The following is a 14,630-nucleotide window of genomic DNA, read 5'->3' as shown; positions in this document are numbered from 1 at the left end:
GCTTCTCGCCGGAAGCAACAGGCCCTGCGGCTCTTCGCCAAAAGCAGTCGCGGCCTGGTCCGCTCCCACAGGAGTCAGCGGCTTCACGGGTGTCCGAGGCACAGCCCCGGCCAGGGCCGCTCCCACAGCGTGTCGCGGAGCGCCCTGCCATTGAGATTACTCCTCAAGTCCGGCCTGCCGCGGCCGATACCTCACAAGTAAGGGGTTACACCGCCGCTCTGATCCGCCGTGGGAAAGACATGAACCAGCCAGTCAACAGCGCCATCGACGCGACCGCCGAGGCCGCGCAGTACCTGACCGTGAACCTCGGAAACGAGGAATACGGGGTCGACATCCTCGCGGTCCGCGAGATCCGTGGCTGGACCCCGGTCACCCGCATTCCCCAGGCGCCGTCCTACGTGCTGGGCGTCCTCAACCTCCGTGGCGCCATCGTCCCCGTGCTCGACCTCCGCCTGCGCTTCGGCCTGGCGCGCGAGGAGTACACCGCGACCACCGTCTGCGTGATCGTGATGGTCGCCGGCCGCCAGTTCGGCGTGGTGGTGGACGCCGTTTCCGACGTGGTCGAGGTCCTGCCCGGCGCCGTCCGTCCGGTGCCGGACATGGGCACCACCGTCGATACCGAATACCTCAAGGGCCTGACGTCCGTGGGCGAGCGCATGGTGCTCCTGCTCGACGTCGATCGCCTCCTCCAGCCGCAGGATGCGCAGATGCTCGAGGCGGCCCTCGCCTCTCCCGAAGTCAAAGCCGTCGCCTGACGCCTGCCGATTGGAATCGTGATGAAGAAGTTCAAGTTCAAGCTCCCCGCGATGACCGTACGTGGCCGCCTGTATGGCGTGCTCGGCCTGCTCACGCTCATGCTCCTGGGCGGCGCGGCCGTCGGTCTCGGCGCCATGCATTACCAGAACGAGGGCATGCGTCAGGTCTACGAGGAAGAGCTCGTCCCGTCGGAGATGCTCACCCGGATCAACACTAACTCGCTGATGTCGTTCATTGTCCTCGGCGAGGCGGCGGCCAAGGTGGGCAATCCCGATCAGGTGAAGCAGAAGGTCGCCGAATTCCAGAAGTATCAGGCGGACCTCGACGCGACGAAGGCGGAGTTTCTCAAGGTACCGATGTCGGCTGACATCAAGAAGCTCTACGAGAAATGGCAGGCGACCAACGACGACTACGCCCAGGCCAAGGCCGACATGGTCGACGCCCTGAACCAGGGTGACCAGGGCGCGACCGACGTGCTCGAGCTGCAGGTGCGCCCGCTGCTCATGGATCGTCAGTCGCAGCTGAGCAAACTCGTCGAGGCCAAGCGCGACGAAGCGGCCGCGATCTTCGCGAAGGAGACCGCGCAGTACAAGACGATCCGCGCCATCAGCATCGTCTCGCTCGGCGTGGGCCTCGTGGTCTGCCTGCTGATCGCCGCGCTCGTGGTCCGCTCGATCATCCGCACGCTTTCGCACGCCGTCTCCGTCGCGCACCTCATCGCCGAGGGCAAGCTGGGCCACGACGTGCAGGTCACGCGCAGCGACGAGCTCGGCCAGCTGCAGGGCGCGTTCCGCGCGATGGACGAGCGTCTCAGCGCCATCGTCTCGGAAGTGCGCCATGGCGCCGGCTCCGTCAGCACCGCCGCGCAGCAGATCTCGCGCGGCAACGACGACCTCTCGCAGCGCACGCAGGAGCAGGCCTCCAGCCTCGAGGAAACCGCGTCGTCGATGGAGGAAATGACCTCCACGGTGAAGCAGAACGCCGAGAACGCCAGCCACGCCAACCAGCTCGCCCGCGGTGCGCGCGAACAGGCCGAGCGCGGTGGCGAGGTCGTCGCGCAGACCGTCGTCGCCATGCGCGAGATCAATACCTCCAGCAAGAAGATCTCCGACATCGTCAGCCTCATCGACGAAATCGCCTTCCAGACGAACCTGCTGGCGCTCAACGCGGCCGTCGAAGCCGCCCGCGCCGGCGAGCAGGGCCGCGGCTTCGCGGTCGTCGCCACCGAGGTGCGCAATCTCGCGCAGCGTTCGGCGGGTGCCGCGAAGGAGATCAAGGGCCTCATCAACGACAGCGCCAGCAAGGTGGCCGCCGGTTCCGAGCTGGTCGACCAGTCGGGCAAGGCGCTCGCCGAGATCGTGGACAGCGTGAAGAAGGTGACCGACATCGTCGCCGAGATCGCCGCCGCCAGCTCCGAGCAGTCGGCCGGCATCGACCAGGTCAACCACGCCGTGCTGCAGATGGACGAGATGACCCAGCAGAACGCCGCGCTGGTGGAAGAATCCGCGGCCGCCGCCCGTGCCATGCACGAGCAGGCGACCGAGCTCAGCCGCCAGGTCGCGTTCTTCCAGATCACGGGCCAGGCGGGCGGTGCGCCGGCCGCGCGTGCGCCGCGCAAGGACGCCGCGCAGGAAGAAATGGAAACCGTCTTCGCCGCCGTCCGCAGCGCACCGGCGCCGCGCGCTCCGCGTCCGGTCGCCGAGTCGGCCGACGCCGGGGTGTGGAAGGAGTTCTGATCGATGAACGCGCTCGTCGACAACGGCGATGCCGCCGGTCTGGCGGGCGCGGGACCGAGCCTGGGTGAAGCCGAATTCGCGTTCCTGCGCGAATTCGTGCTCCAGCACTGCGGCATCTCGCTGGGCGACCACAAACGGCAGCTGGTCCAGGGTCGCCTGCTCCGTCGGCTGCGCGCGCTGGGACTTAGCGGGTTCGCCGACTACTGCGACCTGTTGCGCCGCGATCCGGACGCGGAACTGGGCGAGCTGGCCAGCTGCATCAGCACGAACGTGACGTCGTTCTTCCGCGAGATGCACCATTACGACCTGCTGGTCGACGAACTCCTGCCGCGCTGGCTCGAAGAAAAACGCGGCGGTCGTCTGCGCATCTGGTCGGCGGGCTGCTCCACCGGCGAGGAACCCTACGCCATCGCGATGGTGCTCGCCGAGGCGCTGGAACGCACCGGCGCGGGCATCGACGCGAAGATCCTCGCGACCGACCTCTCGCCGCAGGCGCTGGCGGCGGCGCGCAAGGGCGTCTATCCGATCGATCGGCTCGGCGGCGTGAGCGACGCGCGGCGCAAGCGCTGGTTCCTGCGCGGCGAAGGCTCGTTCGACGGCTTCGTGCAGGTGCACCCGCGCCTGCGCGAGCTGGTGACGATCCAGCCGCTCAACCTTCTCCACGACTGGCCCATGCAGGGCCGGTTCGACGCGATCTTCTGCCGTAACGTGGTCATCTACTTCGACAAACCGACCAAGCAGCGCCTGTTCGCCCGCTACGCGGGCAAGCTGGAAGATCGCGGCTACCTGTTCCTCGGCCACTCCGAATCGATGTACGGTCTGTCCGACGATTTCGACCTGATCGGCCGTACCGTCTACCGGAAGCGGCCATGAGCGACGCGTTCGCGGCACAGCCGCGCACTTTCGCGGGGTTCGATCCCAAGAGCGTGCTGCCCGGCTTCGAGCACGTCCGCCGTTTCTGGGATCCCGCCCAGGAAGTGGTCACGGTAAAGATCCTGCCGGGCGAGTACTACGTCAGCACGCAGGAGGAGATGATCTCCACGGTGCTCGGCTCGTGCGTGTCGGCCTGCGTCCGCGACGCGCGCCGGCGCATCGGCGGCATGAACCATTTCATGCTGCCGGAACCCGCCGGCGAGCGCGACAGCTGGAGCTCCACGATCGGTCGCGCGGCGCGCTATGGCAACGACGCCATGGAGCAGCTGATCAACGCGATCCTCAAGGCGGGCGGTCGTCGCGACGACCTGGAAGTGAAGATCTTCGGGGGAGGGCGCGTCCTCGCCACCATGACCGACATCGGCCAGCGCAACATCGCCTTCGTGCAGCGGTACATCGCCACGGAGAAGCTGAAGCTCTGCGCTGCGGACGTCGGCGACATCTACCCCCGCCAGGTCCAGTTCTTCCCGGTCAGTGGCAAGGTGCGGGTGCGCCAGCTGCGGGCCATGCACGACCACAGCCTGGCCGATCGCGAGAAACGATACCTCAAGCGATTGGCCGACGATCCGATAAAGGGAGAGGTGGAACTTTTCTGACGTGTCCCGTCGGAAGTCCGCCCAGTGAAACCATCCGGTCGGTTCGCCGACAGGGACGTCCCGCCACCCGAGTTGCAAGAGCCCATGCAGAAAGTACGCGTTCTCATCGTCGACGACTCCGCGCTGGTGCGTAAGGTGCTGTCGACCATGCTCGAGTCCGATCCGGGCATCGAGGTCGTGGGCACCGCGGCCGATCCGCTGATCGCGCGCGACAAGATCAAGCAGCTCAACCCGGACGTCCTCACGCTGGACGTCGAAATGCCGCGCATGGACGGCCTGACGTTCCTCGAGAACCTCATGCGGCTGCGCCCGATGCCCGTGGTGATGGTGTCCACGCTGACCGAGCGCGGCGCCGACGTCACGCTCCGCGCCCTCGAACTGGGCGCGGTCGATTTCTTCACGAAGCCGGCGGCCGATCTGGCCAACACCTTCATGGAGCACGCGCCGGAGATCTGCGCCAAGGTGCGCCTCGCCGCCGGCGCGAAGCCACGCGAGCGCAGCGCGGTGACCAAACTGGATGTCGCGCCACGCCTTTCCGCCGATGCCGTGCTTCCGCGCGCCCAGAGCGCAGGTACCCGCGGCGGCACGCGCATCATCGCCATCGGCGCCTCCACGGGCGGCACGGAGGCCATCCGCGTCGTGCTCGAGGCCATGCCGCCCACCGCGCCGCCGATCGTCATCACCCAGCACATCCCAGCCGCCTTCAGCGGTCCGTTCGCGGCGCGCATGGACGCCTGCTCCGCGATGCGCGTCTGCGAAGCGCGCGACGGCCAGCCGATCCAGGCGGGTCATGCCTACATCGCCCCCGGCAGCCAGCATCTGCTGGTGATGTGGGACGGCGCACGTCATGTCTGCCGCCTGCACGACGGCCCGCCGGTCAACCGGCACAAGCCCGCGGTCGACGTCCTGTTCCGCTCGATGGCCGCCAGCGTCGGCGCGGCGACCATCGGATGCCTGCTCACCGGCATGGGCGACGACGGTGCGCGCGGCCTCGGCGAACTGAAGGAAATCGGCGCGCCCACGCTCGTGCAGGACGAAGCCAGCTCCGTCGTCTGGGGCATGCCGGGTGCCGCCTGGAAGGCCGGCGCCGCCGGCGAAATGTTGCCGCTCGACGCCATCGCCGCGCGTCTGCTCGCGCTTGCCCACACTCCCGTGTCCGTCGCCGCGCGCGTCGGCACCTGAACTCTCGAGACGTCATCATGTCGATTCCGAAAAACGAACGCATCGTGGGATTCGCCGCCAGCGCGGTCGCCCTCGTCGTTGTCCTCGTGTTCCACGCCGCCTGGGTCGCCCCCGTGGTCGTGGCCCTGCTGACGGCGACGTGGATCGCGATCGGGCTGCGCCCGGCACGCCTGCCCGACGTCGAAGTGGTGCTCAGCAGCGCCACCAGCGACGAGGCCTCGGTGCGCGAAGCCATGGAAGACGTGCGCAGCGCGATCGTCGACGAACTCGGCCATGCCAGCCGTGAACTCAACCAGGCGCTCGACCTGCTGCGCGACGCGGTCGCCGAACTCGGCGGCGGCTTCAACGGCCTGTCGCAGAAGACCGGCAAGCAGCAGAAGCTGCTCAGCGAGATCATCGAAGGCGGTGGCAAGGGCATCTCGGTGCAGGACTTCGCCGACCGCACCGCCGGCTTGCTCGAGCACTTCGTCGGCCTGATCGTGCAGCTCTCGCGCGAGAGCCTGCGCATCGTCTATCGCATCGACGGCATGGCGAAGGAGATGGACGCCGTGTTCGCCCTGCTGAAGAACGTCAACACCATCGCCGAGGAAACCAACCTGCTGGCGCTGAACGCGGCGATCGAAGCGGCGCGTGCCGGCGAGTCCGGTCGCGGTTTCGCGGTCGTCGCCGGCGAGATCCGCAACCTCGCGCAGCACAGCAACCAGTTCAACGAGAAGATCGGCACGCACGTCGAGCGCTCGCGCACCGCGATGGAGCAGCTGCGCGAGCTGGTCGGCCACATGGCGTCGCAGGACATGAACGTGGCGCTCTCCGCCAAGGGCGGCATCGACGCGATGATGTCGACGATCACCGAATCGAACGCGCGCACCAGCGCCGCCGCCGACGAAGCCGCCACGATCAACCGCGGCCTGGGCAACGACGTTTCCACGACGATCCGCTCGCTGCAGTTCGAGGACATCCTCAGCCAGTTGCTGCACCAGACGCGGTCGCGCCTGGTCGAGCTGCAGGAGATCACCGCGGACTGCACCCGCGACATCGAGGAACTGGCCTGCGCGCCGTCCGACGCCGCCGAACTCGGTGCCCGCGCCCAGCGCGTCCGCTCCCGTCTCGCCGAGCAGCGCGAGCGCGCCCGCCTGCGCTCGCGTGGCCCGGCCCTCCAGCAGTCCATGGCTGCCGGCGACATCGACCTGTTCTGAGGAAGCCCACGCATGTCCATCAACGTCCACCACGACACCGAGCAGGGCTGCCTCACCCTTCACCTGGGCGAGCGCTTCGACTTCTCGATCCACCGCGCCTTCCACGACGCCTGCCTGGGCGATGTCACGCCCGCGCGCAGCTACGTGCTCGACCTGGAGCAGGTCACCGGCATGGACAGCTCGGCGCTGGGCATGCTGATGCTCCTGCGCGAACATGCGGGCGGCGACCGCGCCGAAATCCGCATCGTGAACGCCGGCGCGGAACTGCGTAACACGCTGCGCATCGCCGGCTTCGACAAGTTGTTCACGGTGCACTGAAGCGCCGTTCCAAAGGCGATTCCATGGCCCGCTGGCTGGTCCAGCGGGTTTTTTTTGCCCGGCGAACGCGTCTGGCTAGGTCGCATTGACCATCCCTCTACGCTTCGTCGAGGCGGCCGCAATCTTCCTCTAAGCAACGTATAGAAACGGCCGAAATTGCATGTCGGAAGCCGGCTGCCGTGCCGCTTTTGCGCAGTCGCTCATCGGGCCTCAGCGTCTCATGAAATCGCGGTGTGACGAGGGTCACACTCGATATTTCGGGCTCCCGAATGGCAGGGGGCACTACCCAAGGCGTGCGACGCCTGAGGAGTGATCATGAGCGAGCAGACGATCGGTAAGGTTTTGACGCGTACCCTCCTGGCGAGTTGCATCCTCGCCGCGTCGGTGTCCATCACGGCATGCAGCGGGCACGGGTCCACCCGCTCGGGCGGCGGCTCGGGCGGGACGGTTCAGCCCGGCGGTGCCGGCGACACCGGCGGTGGCGGTGCTGGTGCCGGTGGCGGTTCGGACGGTGGCGGATCGGGTGGCACGGGCGGCACCGGCGGGACAGGTGGCGGCACGGGTGGCGGTACCGGCGGTGGTGGTACCGGCGGTGGTGGTACCGGTGGCGGTGGCACGGGCGGTGGCGGTGGAACGGGTGGCGGCGACGGCGGTGGAACCGGCGGTGGTGGCACGGGCGGCACGCCCGCACCGAGCAACGCGGTCGGGGCGGTGGCAACAGGCACCGGAAACATCATCACGGCACTGGGCAACACCGTCTCGGGCGTCGGGGCCCAGATTCCCGCGACGACGATTCTCGGCGGCACGTCGGGGCTCGGCACGGGTCTCGGCAATGCCGTCGACGGCATCGGCGGCGCCCTCACGACGATCGGGAACGGCGTCAGCGATGGCCTCGGCCAGACCGGCAACACGGCCAATCCTGTCGGCACCACGACGGATTCCCTCGGCAACGCGGTCGTCCAGATCGGTGACGGCGTGCAGGACCTCGGTGGCGGTCTGCCGACCGTGGGCGAGGGCACACCGATCGCGCCCATCACCTCGCTCGTCGGCAACGTCGTCGACGGCACCGGGAACGCGGTGTCGCAGGTCGGGCAGGGGCTCGACGGCGTCCTGCAGTCAAACGGCACGAATGCGCTCACGCAGACGCTGAGCGACACGGTGACGCCGCTCGCCAGCGCGCTGGGCGACAGCAGTTCGCCGATCCAGTCGACGAACCTCATCGCCGCCACCGGGAATGCGAGCGGTGGTCTCGTCGGTGGCCTCGGCGGCGCCGTGGCTGGACTTGGCGCGAACATCGCCAGTGCGCAGGTGCCCGGAGCGGCGAACAGCCTGACGTCGCCCCTGGGCAACACGATCGAAGGCGTCGGCACGTCGCTCGCCTCGCTGAGCAGTGGTTTGCAGGGTGGCCTTGGCACGTCGGCGCCGGGCGCTGGCGATGTCGTGGGCACGACGCTCGGCGGGCTCACCGGCACCGTCTCGGGCCTTGGCGACACCGTGGTCGGTGCTGGTACGGGCGCCCTCTCGCCCCTGGCTCCGCTGACGACCGCCGCCGGCACGGCCATCGGCAGCATCGGCGAGGGTACGACGGCGGCCGTGAGTCCCGGCGGTGCCCTGTCGGGGGTGACGGGCGCGGTGAGTGGTGTGGTGAACGGCGTCGCCGGCGTCACGACGATCAATGGTGGGACGACCTCCGGCGGCACCGGAGCGACGGCGGGTCTCGTCAGCACGGTCTCGGGCGTCACCAATACGGTCGGCGGCGTGGTCGGTGGGCTGGTCGGTGGCCTTACGAGCGCCGCGGACGGTGGCGGTGCGGGCGACGCACCGCTGAAGGGCATCCTCGGCAAGCGCGGCCGCTGATCCCGATGCTCCCCGGGTGGACGGCGCCCCCCGCGCCGTCCACCCCGGCCTTCGGGCCCTTCGCGCGCGGAGGCACCCGCGCGTTTTTTTTGAAATGAAGAAGGAACGTCCATGTCCCGATGGTTCGGTTGCCTCCTTGGCATGACCGTCGTCTGCTCCGCCCACGCGCAGGTCCGCGCCCCCGCCAACCCTTTGCAGACCCTTCCCCGCGCGGAAGCGCCGAAACAGGCGCCATCGGTGCAGGTGAACGTGCAGGCGCCCAACCCGGCGCTTGAAGCCCTGTTGTCGACCCATCTCACGCCCACGCGCTTCGACGTCATGGGCGTGCACTCGGTGCCTTTCGCCGAGGTGGCTGCCGTGTTCACGCCGCTCAAGGGCAAGGACGTGACCGTGCGCGACCTCGTCGCGGCCGCCGACAAGGTCACCGCGATGTACAAGGCGCGGGGCTATGCGCTTTCGTTCGCGTTCGTTCCGGCGCAAAACCTCGCCGGCGGCGTCGTCCGCATCCAGGTGGTCGAGGGCTATGTGGCCTCCGTCGACGTGACGGGCGATCCCGGCAATCTCGAACCGCGCATCCGCGCGATGGCCGCGCATGTCGTCGGCGAGCGCCCGCTGCGCCAGGAGACGTTCGAGCGTTACACGCAACTGCTCGGCCAGCTGCCCGGCGTGAAGATCGCCGCGAACGTCCCGCCGCCGACGACCACCGATGGCGCGACGAAACTCGATCTCGCGGTGACGCGACAGCGCTACGACGTGAGCTATGGCCTCGACCTCAACCATCCCGGCGCGCAGGGCGTGTTCACGCTGCTGGAAAATGGCGCGACGCCGCTGGGCGAGCAGCTCAGCCTGTCGACGCTGTTTCCGAACGGAGGCGGCCAGCGCTTCTATTCGGCCGGCTACCTTCAGCCCATCGGTTCGCGCGGGTGGCAGGGCAAGGTGGATGCGAGTCGTTACTGGGGCCAGCCGGACACCGACGAGCAGCTTCCGTCGTACCTCGATCACCGGCTCACGCAGGAGCGTCTCGCCCTGTCGGCCATCTATCCGATCGTGCTGAACAATTCGGAACGCCTTGGGGTAACGACGGGCATCTACGCATCGCGCCAGGACGATCGTTATCGCAATGTCGACACCGGCGCCATGGTCGCGCTGCAATCGAGCGTGCGCGTACTCAACGCGGAACTCTCATGGTTGAAAGTGAGCACGACGCAGACGCGGCAGTTCTCGTTCGCCGTCGCCCACGGATTCGCGAGCCTCGGTGCGTATTCGCGCGCGGTCAGCAACGTGGGTGAGCTGGGTCTGGCGACGCCCGACGTCTCGTTTACCCGTTACACCGGCAACCTCGTCTGGTCGAACCAGTGGGCGCACCATCTCGGCACGGTGTTCCGCGCGACCGGACAGTACAGCGACTCCGCGTTGCCCTCGACGGAGCAGATCAACTTCGGCGGTCCGAGCTTCGCCTACGCGTACGACCCCGGCGACGCCGCGGGCGACAGCGGTTGGGCGGCGTCCGGGGAGGTGAATCGCAGCTTCGTCTCCGGTGCCCGATGGATCAAGTCGATCGTGCCGTACGTGGCCTACCAGACGGCCCGCGTCTACCTCAACGGCGCCCGCCCGTTGATCGATCGGCTCGATTCCGCGGCGGTGGGCGTGCGGGCCTCCGACAACAAGCACTACTCGGTCGATTTCGCGCTCGCCTGGCCCACGGGTGACAAGCCGCCCGAAACCCGTGACCGCGACATGCGCTGGAACCTGACGTTCAGCTACAAGCTCATGTGACCGGGCAGGGGCGTCCGGCGCCGACCGGTCCTTCACGGCACCGGCGCCAATATCCTGCGACACGCCAGCGCCGAGCCATGCCATGCCCCTCAACCTCAGCCCACCGCCGATCCTCTTCGACGAATCGCTGGAGCATGTCGAACCCGACGAGGCGGAGACCACCGAGCAGCTGATCGAGACGCTGACGAAGATCAACCAGACGACGCTGGAACACGAGAAGCACGCGCATCGTTCCGTGCATGCGAAGAGCCATGCGCTGCTGACGGGCGAACTGATCGTCCCGGACGACCTGCCGCGCGAGCTCGCGCAGGGCATCTTCGCGAAGCCGGGGCGCTATCCCCTGGTGATGCGCCTCTCGACGGTGCCGGGCGACATCCTCGACGACAGCGTTTCGACGCCGCGCGGCATGGCGGTGAAGATCGTCGGCGTGGAGGGTGAGCGTCTCCCCGGCAGCGACGGGGACGTGACGCAGGACTTCGTCCTGGTCAACGGTCCGGCCTTCTCGGCGCCGAACGCGAAGCGTTTCGCGGGCACCCTGAAGCTGATCGCCGCGACGACGGATCGCGCCGAAGGCGCGAAGAAGGCGCTTTCCGCGGTGCTCCGCGGCACCGAGCGCGTGATCGAGGCCTTCGGCGGCCGGAGCCCGACGCTGCTCGCGCTGGGCGGCCAGCCGGAGACGAATCCGCTAGGCGACACCTACTACTCGCAGGCGCCTCTGCGCTTCGGCGATTACGTGGTGAAGGTGTCGATCGCGCCGCACTCGCCGAACCTGACGGCGCTCACGGATGCCACGCTCAACGTCAACGGCAAGGCCAACGGCTTGCGCGAGGCGATGGTCAACCACTTCGCGGAAGAAGGCGGGGAATGGGACCTGCGGGTGCAGTTCTGCACGGACCCGGAGACCATGCCGGTCGAGGACGCGTCCGTGGTCTGGCCGGAGGAGAAAAGCCCTTACATCGATGTCGCGCGCATCGTCGTGCCGCCGCAGGCCGCGTGGAACGCCGCGCGTCGCGCCGCCATCGACGATGGCCTTGCCTTCAGCCCGTGGCACGGCATCGCCGCGCACCGGCCGCTCGGATCGGTCATGCGCGCCCGGAGGCTGGCGTACAAGGTCATGGCGAAGTTCCGCGCGCACCATAACAACGTGAGCGTCGTCGAACCCCGTTCGATCGAAGAACTCGGCCTGTAGGAAAGGCCCTGGCCGCGGTTTCCGGGTTCACGCGTCAGCGCGCAGATTGGGCGAGAAGCTGTCGCGGCCGGGTCCGCTTCCACACGGCCTCTCCGGTGTTCCTACCAGCCCATGTAATGGCCGCCATTGATGGCGAGGTTCGATCCGGTGATCCAGCTGGAATCCTCGGAGGTGAGGAACGCGACCGCGTGGGCGATTTCCTCGGGCCGGCCGAGGCGGCCGACGGGGATCTGCGCGACGATCTTGGCGCGGATGTCCTCGGGCACGGCCATGACGAGGTCGGTGCCGACGTAGCCGGGCGAGACCGTGTTCACGGTGATGCCGAACTTCGCGTTCTCCTGCGCCAGCGAGATGGTGAAGCCGTGCACGCCGGCCTTCGCGGCGGCGTAGTTGGCCTGGCCGTACTGGCCTTTCTGCCCGTTGATCGAGCTGATCTGGACGATGCGGCCCCACTGGCGCGAGCGCATGCCCTCAATCACGGGGCGCGTCACGTTGAAGCAGGCATTGAGGTTGGTGTTCACCACCTCGGTCCACTGCTGGTAGTCCATCTTGTGGAACGTCGTGTCGCGGGTGATGCCGGCGTTGTTGATCAGGATCTCGACCGGGCCGGCCAGGTCCTCCACGCCGCGGATCATCGCCTCGGCCGACGCGGGGTCCGACACGTCGCCCGGCACCATCACGACATCGATGCCGTCGCGGATCATGTCCTCGCGCCAGGCGGCCGCGCGGGCCTCGTCGCGGTAGTTGGTGGCGACCCGGTGGCCCTGCCGGGCAAGGTAGCGCACGATCGCCGTACCGATGCCGCCCGTGCCGCCGGTCACCAGTGCCGTGCGCTGCGTCATACCCTGCTTCATCGTCCCGATCGTCCCGTCGTGGCCCGCGTGCGGGCAAACCTTCGTTATAACGTCGCGCCCCGGGTAAGACTACTGCGGCGGAGCGTCGCAGGCGCGAATTCGCGCAGGGCGTCGCGCAACAGGTCGGCGGGGTTCGTGGCGGCGCTCGTGGTGGGCACGCCGAGCCGATCCAGCGCCAGACGCAGGGCGGGCAGGGGATCGGTCGGATCCACCGGCAGGGCGGCCGACGACTTCGACAGTTTCCGGCCTTCCGCGTCGACGACCAGCGGCAAGTGGAGGTAACCCGGGCTACGAAGACCCAGCAGGCCCTGCAGGTAGATCTGCCGCGCGGTGGAGTCGAGCAGGTCGGCGCCGCGGACGACGTGTGTGATGCCCTGTTCGCCGTCGTCGACCACACAGGCGAGCTGGTACGACCACAACCCCTCGACCCGGCGGATGACGAAGTCGCCGGCGACCTCCCGGAGGTTTTCGGCCTGGGGACCCTGGAGGTCGTCCGTCCACGCGATCACCCGGTCGGGCGAGCGCAAGCGCCACGCCGGTGCGCGCGACGGATCGGGAGGCGCGATGCACCGGCCGTCGCGATGCAGGCCGCCGTGCGCGGCGAGCTCGGCGCGGCTGCACCAGCAGGGAAACAGATGGCCCTCGTCGCGCAGGCGTGCGAAGGCGGACTCGTAGAGCGCATCGCGCCGCGACTGGAAGACGGGCGGCGCGTCGGGCGTCATGCCGAAGGCGTCGAGCGTCGAGAGGATGGCCGCGGCCGATCCGGGAACCTCGCGCGGAGGATCGATGTCTTCGATGCGTACCAGCCACTGCCCACCGGCGTGGCGGGCCACCAGCCAGCTGCCGACGGCCGCGACCAGCGAGCCGAAGTGCAGGGCGCCCGTGGGCGAGGGAGCGAAGCGTCCGCGATAGGCAGGCACTGTCATGGATCGGTAATTGAGAGGTTTCTCATGGCCGCGACGGGCGGATATGTCAGTGTAGGCGATGCGCGTTCCGCTGCCAGCGGCCACGTGACGCCCTTCGCGCCGGTGGATGCCCGTGCGGCCATTGAATCATTCAGTGTCCGCCCCGAAAAATTGCCTTGTGCGGCGCCACTTAGCCAGCCGCCATGAGAGAGACAAACCATGTTCAAACGCATCGCCTTGTTCGTCGCCACCAACCTCGCGGTCATCCTGCTCCTGACGATCGTCTGCCGGGTCCTCGGCATCGATCAGTGGGCCGCCCAGCGCGGCATGGGTATCGGTGGCCTGATCGTCTTCGCCTCCGTCTTCGGCATGGGCGGCGCCTTCATCTCGCTGGCCATCTCGAAGTGGACCGCGAAGATGTCCACCGGCGCCCAGGTCATCAAGGAGCCGCGCAACGAAACGGAGCGCTGGCTGCTCGAGACCGTGCGCCGCCACGCCGAGAAGGCCGGCATCGGCATGCCCGAGGTCGCCGTCTACGACGCGCCGGAAATGAACGCCTTCGCCACCGGCATGTCGCGCAACAACGCGCTCGTGGCCGTGAGCACGGGTCTCCTGCAGCAGATGGACCGCGAGCAGGTCTCGGCCGTGCTCGGCCACGAGATCGGCCACGTCGCCAATGGCGACATGGTCACCCTGACCCTGATCCAGGGCGTGCTGAACACGCTGGTGATCGTGCTCGCCCGCGTCGTCGGCCGCGTGGTCGACAGCTGGCTCAGCGGTGGCCGCGAGCGCGACGGCGAGGGCGGCATCGGCTACTTCGTGGTCGTGATGGTGCTGCAGATCGTGTTCGGCCTGTTCGCCTCGATGATCGTCATGTGGTTCTCGCGCTGGCGCGAGTTCCGGGCGGACGCCGCGGGCGCCAGCCTCGCCGGCCGCGCCTCGATGATTTCCGCGCTGCAGCGCCTCTCGGGCAACCACGGCGACACGTCGCTGCCGCAGACCATCCAGGCCTTCGGCATTTCCGGCCACCTGGCCTCGGGCTTCAAGCGGCTGTTCATGAGCCACCCGCCCATCGAGGAACGCATCGCGGCGCTGCAGGCCGCGAGGTGATCGGAACAGGAGGCCGCCGGAAGGCGGCCTCTTTCTTTTGCGGGGACCGGAGAGGGACTACGTGGAGGTGGGGGATGGGAAGTGGGGGCGCGGTCCCGGCGTGCGGTCGAGGGGGCGGCAGCGCCTCGAGCGCCTCACGCACCCGGTGGGCGACCGGTGCCCTCGGACGCACGATGTCGCGCCCCCATTTCCCATCTCCCATCCCCAACGCCCCCCCTCACG

13 protein-coding genes are annotated in these 14,630 nt (G+C 68.4%); 11 read left to right on the top strand and 2 right to left on the bottom strand.

From position 1 onward, the window contains the following. Window positions 1-239 precede the first annotated feature (239 nt). The 10 genes from BMW54_RS08515 (at window position 240) to BMW54_RS08470 (ending at window position 11,539) form a co-directional block, all read left to right on the top strand. The gene (locus BMW54_RS08515) at window positions 240-755 is read left to right on the top strand and encodes a chemotaxis protein CheW (RefSeq protein WP_090054601.1); all 516 of its coding nucleotides are present in this window, start codon (window positions 240-242) and stop codon (window positions 753-755) included. A gap of 21 nt (window positions 756-776) precedes the next feature. Next, window positions 777-2,492 carry a methyl-accepting chemotaxis protein gene (locus BMW54_RS08510; protein WP_090054600.1) on the top strand — a complete coding sequence of 572 codons (1,716 nt, stop codon included), beginning with the start codon at window positions 777-779 and terminating at the stop codon, window positions 2,490-2,492. A 3-nt stretch (window positions 2,493-2,495) separates the two neighbouring features. After that, complete coding sequence (locus BMW54_RS08505; RefSeq protein WP_090054598.1) at window positions 2,496-3,365, top strand: CheR family methyltransferase; 870 nt, start codon at window positions 2,496-2,498, stop codon at window positions 3,363-3,365. Then, entirely contained in the window at window positions 3,362-4,021 is a 660-nt protein-coding gene (cheD, locus tag BMW54_RS08500) for a chemoreceptor glutamine deamidase CheD (protein ID WP_090054596.1), read from the top strand. Before BMW54_RS08505 ends, cheD begins: the two co-directional genes overlap by 4 nt. 84 nt (window positions 4,022-4,105) lie before the next feature. Continuing rightward, window positions 4,106-5,203: a protein-glutamate methylesterase/protein-glutamine glutaminase gene (locus tag BMW54_RS08495; protein WP_090054595.1), complete on the top strand. Its 1,098-nt coding sequence runs from the start codon at window positions 4,106-4,108 to the stop codon at window positions 5,201-5,203. Window positions 5,204-5,220: 17 nt separating this feature from the next. Further along, on the top strand, window positions 5,221-6,399 hold the full coding sequence (locus tag BMW54_RS08490) for a methyl-accepting chemotaxis protein (protein ID WP_090054593.1): 1,179 nt from the start codon (window positions 5,221-5,223) through the stop codon (window positions 6,397-6,399). Window positions 6,400-6,411: 12 nt separating this feature from the next. After that, the gene (locus BMW54_RS08485) at window positions 6,412-6,717 is read left to right on the top strand and encodes an STAS domain-containing protein (protein ID WP_175472811.1); all 306 of its coding nucleotides are present in this window, start codon (window positions 6,412-6,414) and stop codon (window positions 6,715-6,717) included. Window positions 6,718-7,032: 315 nt separating this feature from the next. Continuing rightward, complete coding sequence (locus BMW54_RS08480) at window positions 7,033-8,574, top strand: collagen-like triple helix repeat-containing protein (protein WP_090054591.1); 1,542 nt, start codon at window positions 7,033-7,035, stop codon at window positions 8,572-8,574. Between the two features lie 111 nt (window positions 8,575-8,685). Then, on the top strand, window positions 8,686-10,350 hold the full coding sequence (locus BMW54_RS08475; protein ID WP_090054590.1) for a ShlB/FhaC/HecB family hemolysin secretion/activation protein: 1,665 nt from the start codon (window positions 8,686-8,688) through the stop codon (window positions 10,348-10,350). Window positions 10,351-10,432: 82 nt separating this feature from the next. Further along, window positions 10,433-11,539, top strand: a complete 1,107-nt coding sequence (locus BMW54_RS08470) for a catalase family protein (protein WP_090054588.1) — start codon at window positions 10,433-10,435, stop codon at window positions 11,537-11,539. Between the two features lie 101 nt (window positions 11,540-11,640). On the opposite strand, the gene phbB is transcribed toward BMW54_RS08470, so the two are convergent. Both phbB and gluQRS read right to left on the bottom strand, forming a co-directional pair. Further along, window positions 11,641-12,381, bottom strand: a complete 741-nt coding sequence (gene phbB / locus BMW54_RS08465; protein ID WP_090055833.1) for an acetoacetyl-CoA reductase — start codon at window positions 12,379-12,381, stop codon at window positions 11,641-11,643. Between the two features lie 56 nt (window positions 12,382-12,437). Next, window positions 12,438-13,319 carry a tRNA glutamyl-Q(34) synthetase GluQRS gene (gene gluQRS, locus BMW54_RS08460; RefSeq protein WP_090054587.1) on the bottom strand — a complete coding sequence of 294 codons (882 nt, stop codon included), beginning with the start codon at window positions 13,317-13,319 and terminating at the stop codon, window positions 12,438-12,440. Between the two features lie 198 nt (window positions 13,320-13,517). Here gluQRS and htpX point away from each other — a divergent pair, with 198 nt between their 5' ends. Further along, window positions 13,518-14,408 carry a protease HtpX gene (htpX, locus tag BMW54_RS08455; protein ID WP_090054585.1) on the top strand — a complete coding sequence of 297 codons (891 nt, stop codon included), beginning with the start codon at window positions 13,518-13,520 and terminating at the stop codon, window positions 14,406-14,408. Window positions 14,409-14,630: the final 222 nt, after the last annotated feature.

Source organism: Luteibacter sp. 329MFSha (genome assembly GCF_900111665.1).
Taxonomy (GTDB): Bacteria; Pseudomonadota; Gammaproteobacteria; order Xanthomonadales; family Rhodanobacteraceae; genus Luteibacter.
This window is presented reverse-complemented; position numbering and strand designations above follow the sequence as displayed.

Bases quoted from the DNA above. Each gene is read 5' to 3' on its own strand.
- BMW54_RS08515 (WP_090054601.1), top strand. From the start codon at position 240: ATGAACCAGCCAGTCAACAGCGCCATCGACGCGACCGCCGAGGCCGCG.
- BMW54_RS08480 (WP_090054591.1), top strand. From the start codon at position 7,033: ATGAGCGAGCAGACGATCGGTAAGGTTTTGACGCGTACCCTCCTGGCG.
- BMW54_RS08505 (WP_090054598.1), top strand. From the start codon at position 2,496: ATGAACGCGCTCGTCGACAACGGCGATGCCGCCGGTCTGGCGGGCGCG.
- BMW54_RS08470 (WP_090054588.1), top strand. From the start codon at position 10,433: ATGCCCCTCAACCTCAGCCCACCGCCGATCCTCTTCGACGAATCGCTG.
- BMW54_RS08510 (WP_090054600.1), top strand. From the start codon at position 777: ATGAAGAAGTTCAAGTTCAAGCTCCCCGCGATGACCGTACGTGGCCGC.
- BMW54_RS08490 (WP_090054593.1), top strand. From the start codon at position 5,221: ATGTCGATTCCGAAAAACGAACGCATCGTGGGATTCGCCGCCAGCGCG.
- BMW54_RS08485 (WP_175472811.1), top strand. From the start codon at position 6,412: ATGTCCATCAACGTCCACCACGACACCGAGCAGGGCTGCCTCACCCTT.
- phbB (WP_090055833.1), bottom strand. From the start codon at position 12,381: ATGACGCAGCGCACGGCACTGGTGACCGGCGGCACGGGCGGCATCGGT.
- cheD (WP_090054596.1), top strand. From the start codon at position 3,362: ATGAGCGACGCGTTCGCGGCACAGCCGCGCACTTTCGCGGGGTTCGAT.
- htpX (WP_090054585.1), top strand. From the start codon at position 13,518: ATGTTCAAACGCATCGCCTTGTTCGTCGCCACCAACCTCGCGGTCATC.
- gluQRS (WP_090054587.1), bottom strand. From the start codon at position 13,319: ATGACAGTGCCTGCCTATCGCGGACGCTTCGCTCCCTCGCCCACGGGC.
- BMW54_RS08475 (WP_090054590.1), top strand. From the start codon at position 8,686: ATGTCCCGATGGTTCGGTTGCCTCCTTGGCATGACCGTCGTCTGCTCC.
- BMW54_RS08495 (WP_090054595.1), top strand. From the start codon at position 4,106: ATGCAGAAAGTACGCGTTCTCATCGTCGACGACTCCGCGCTGGTGCGT.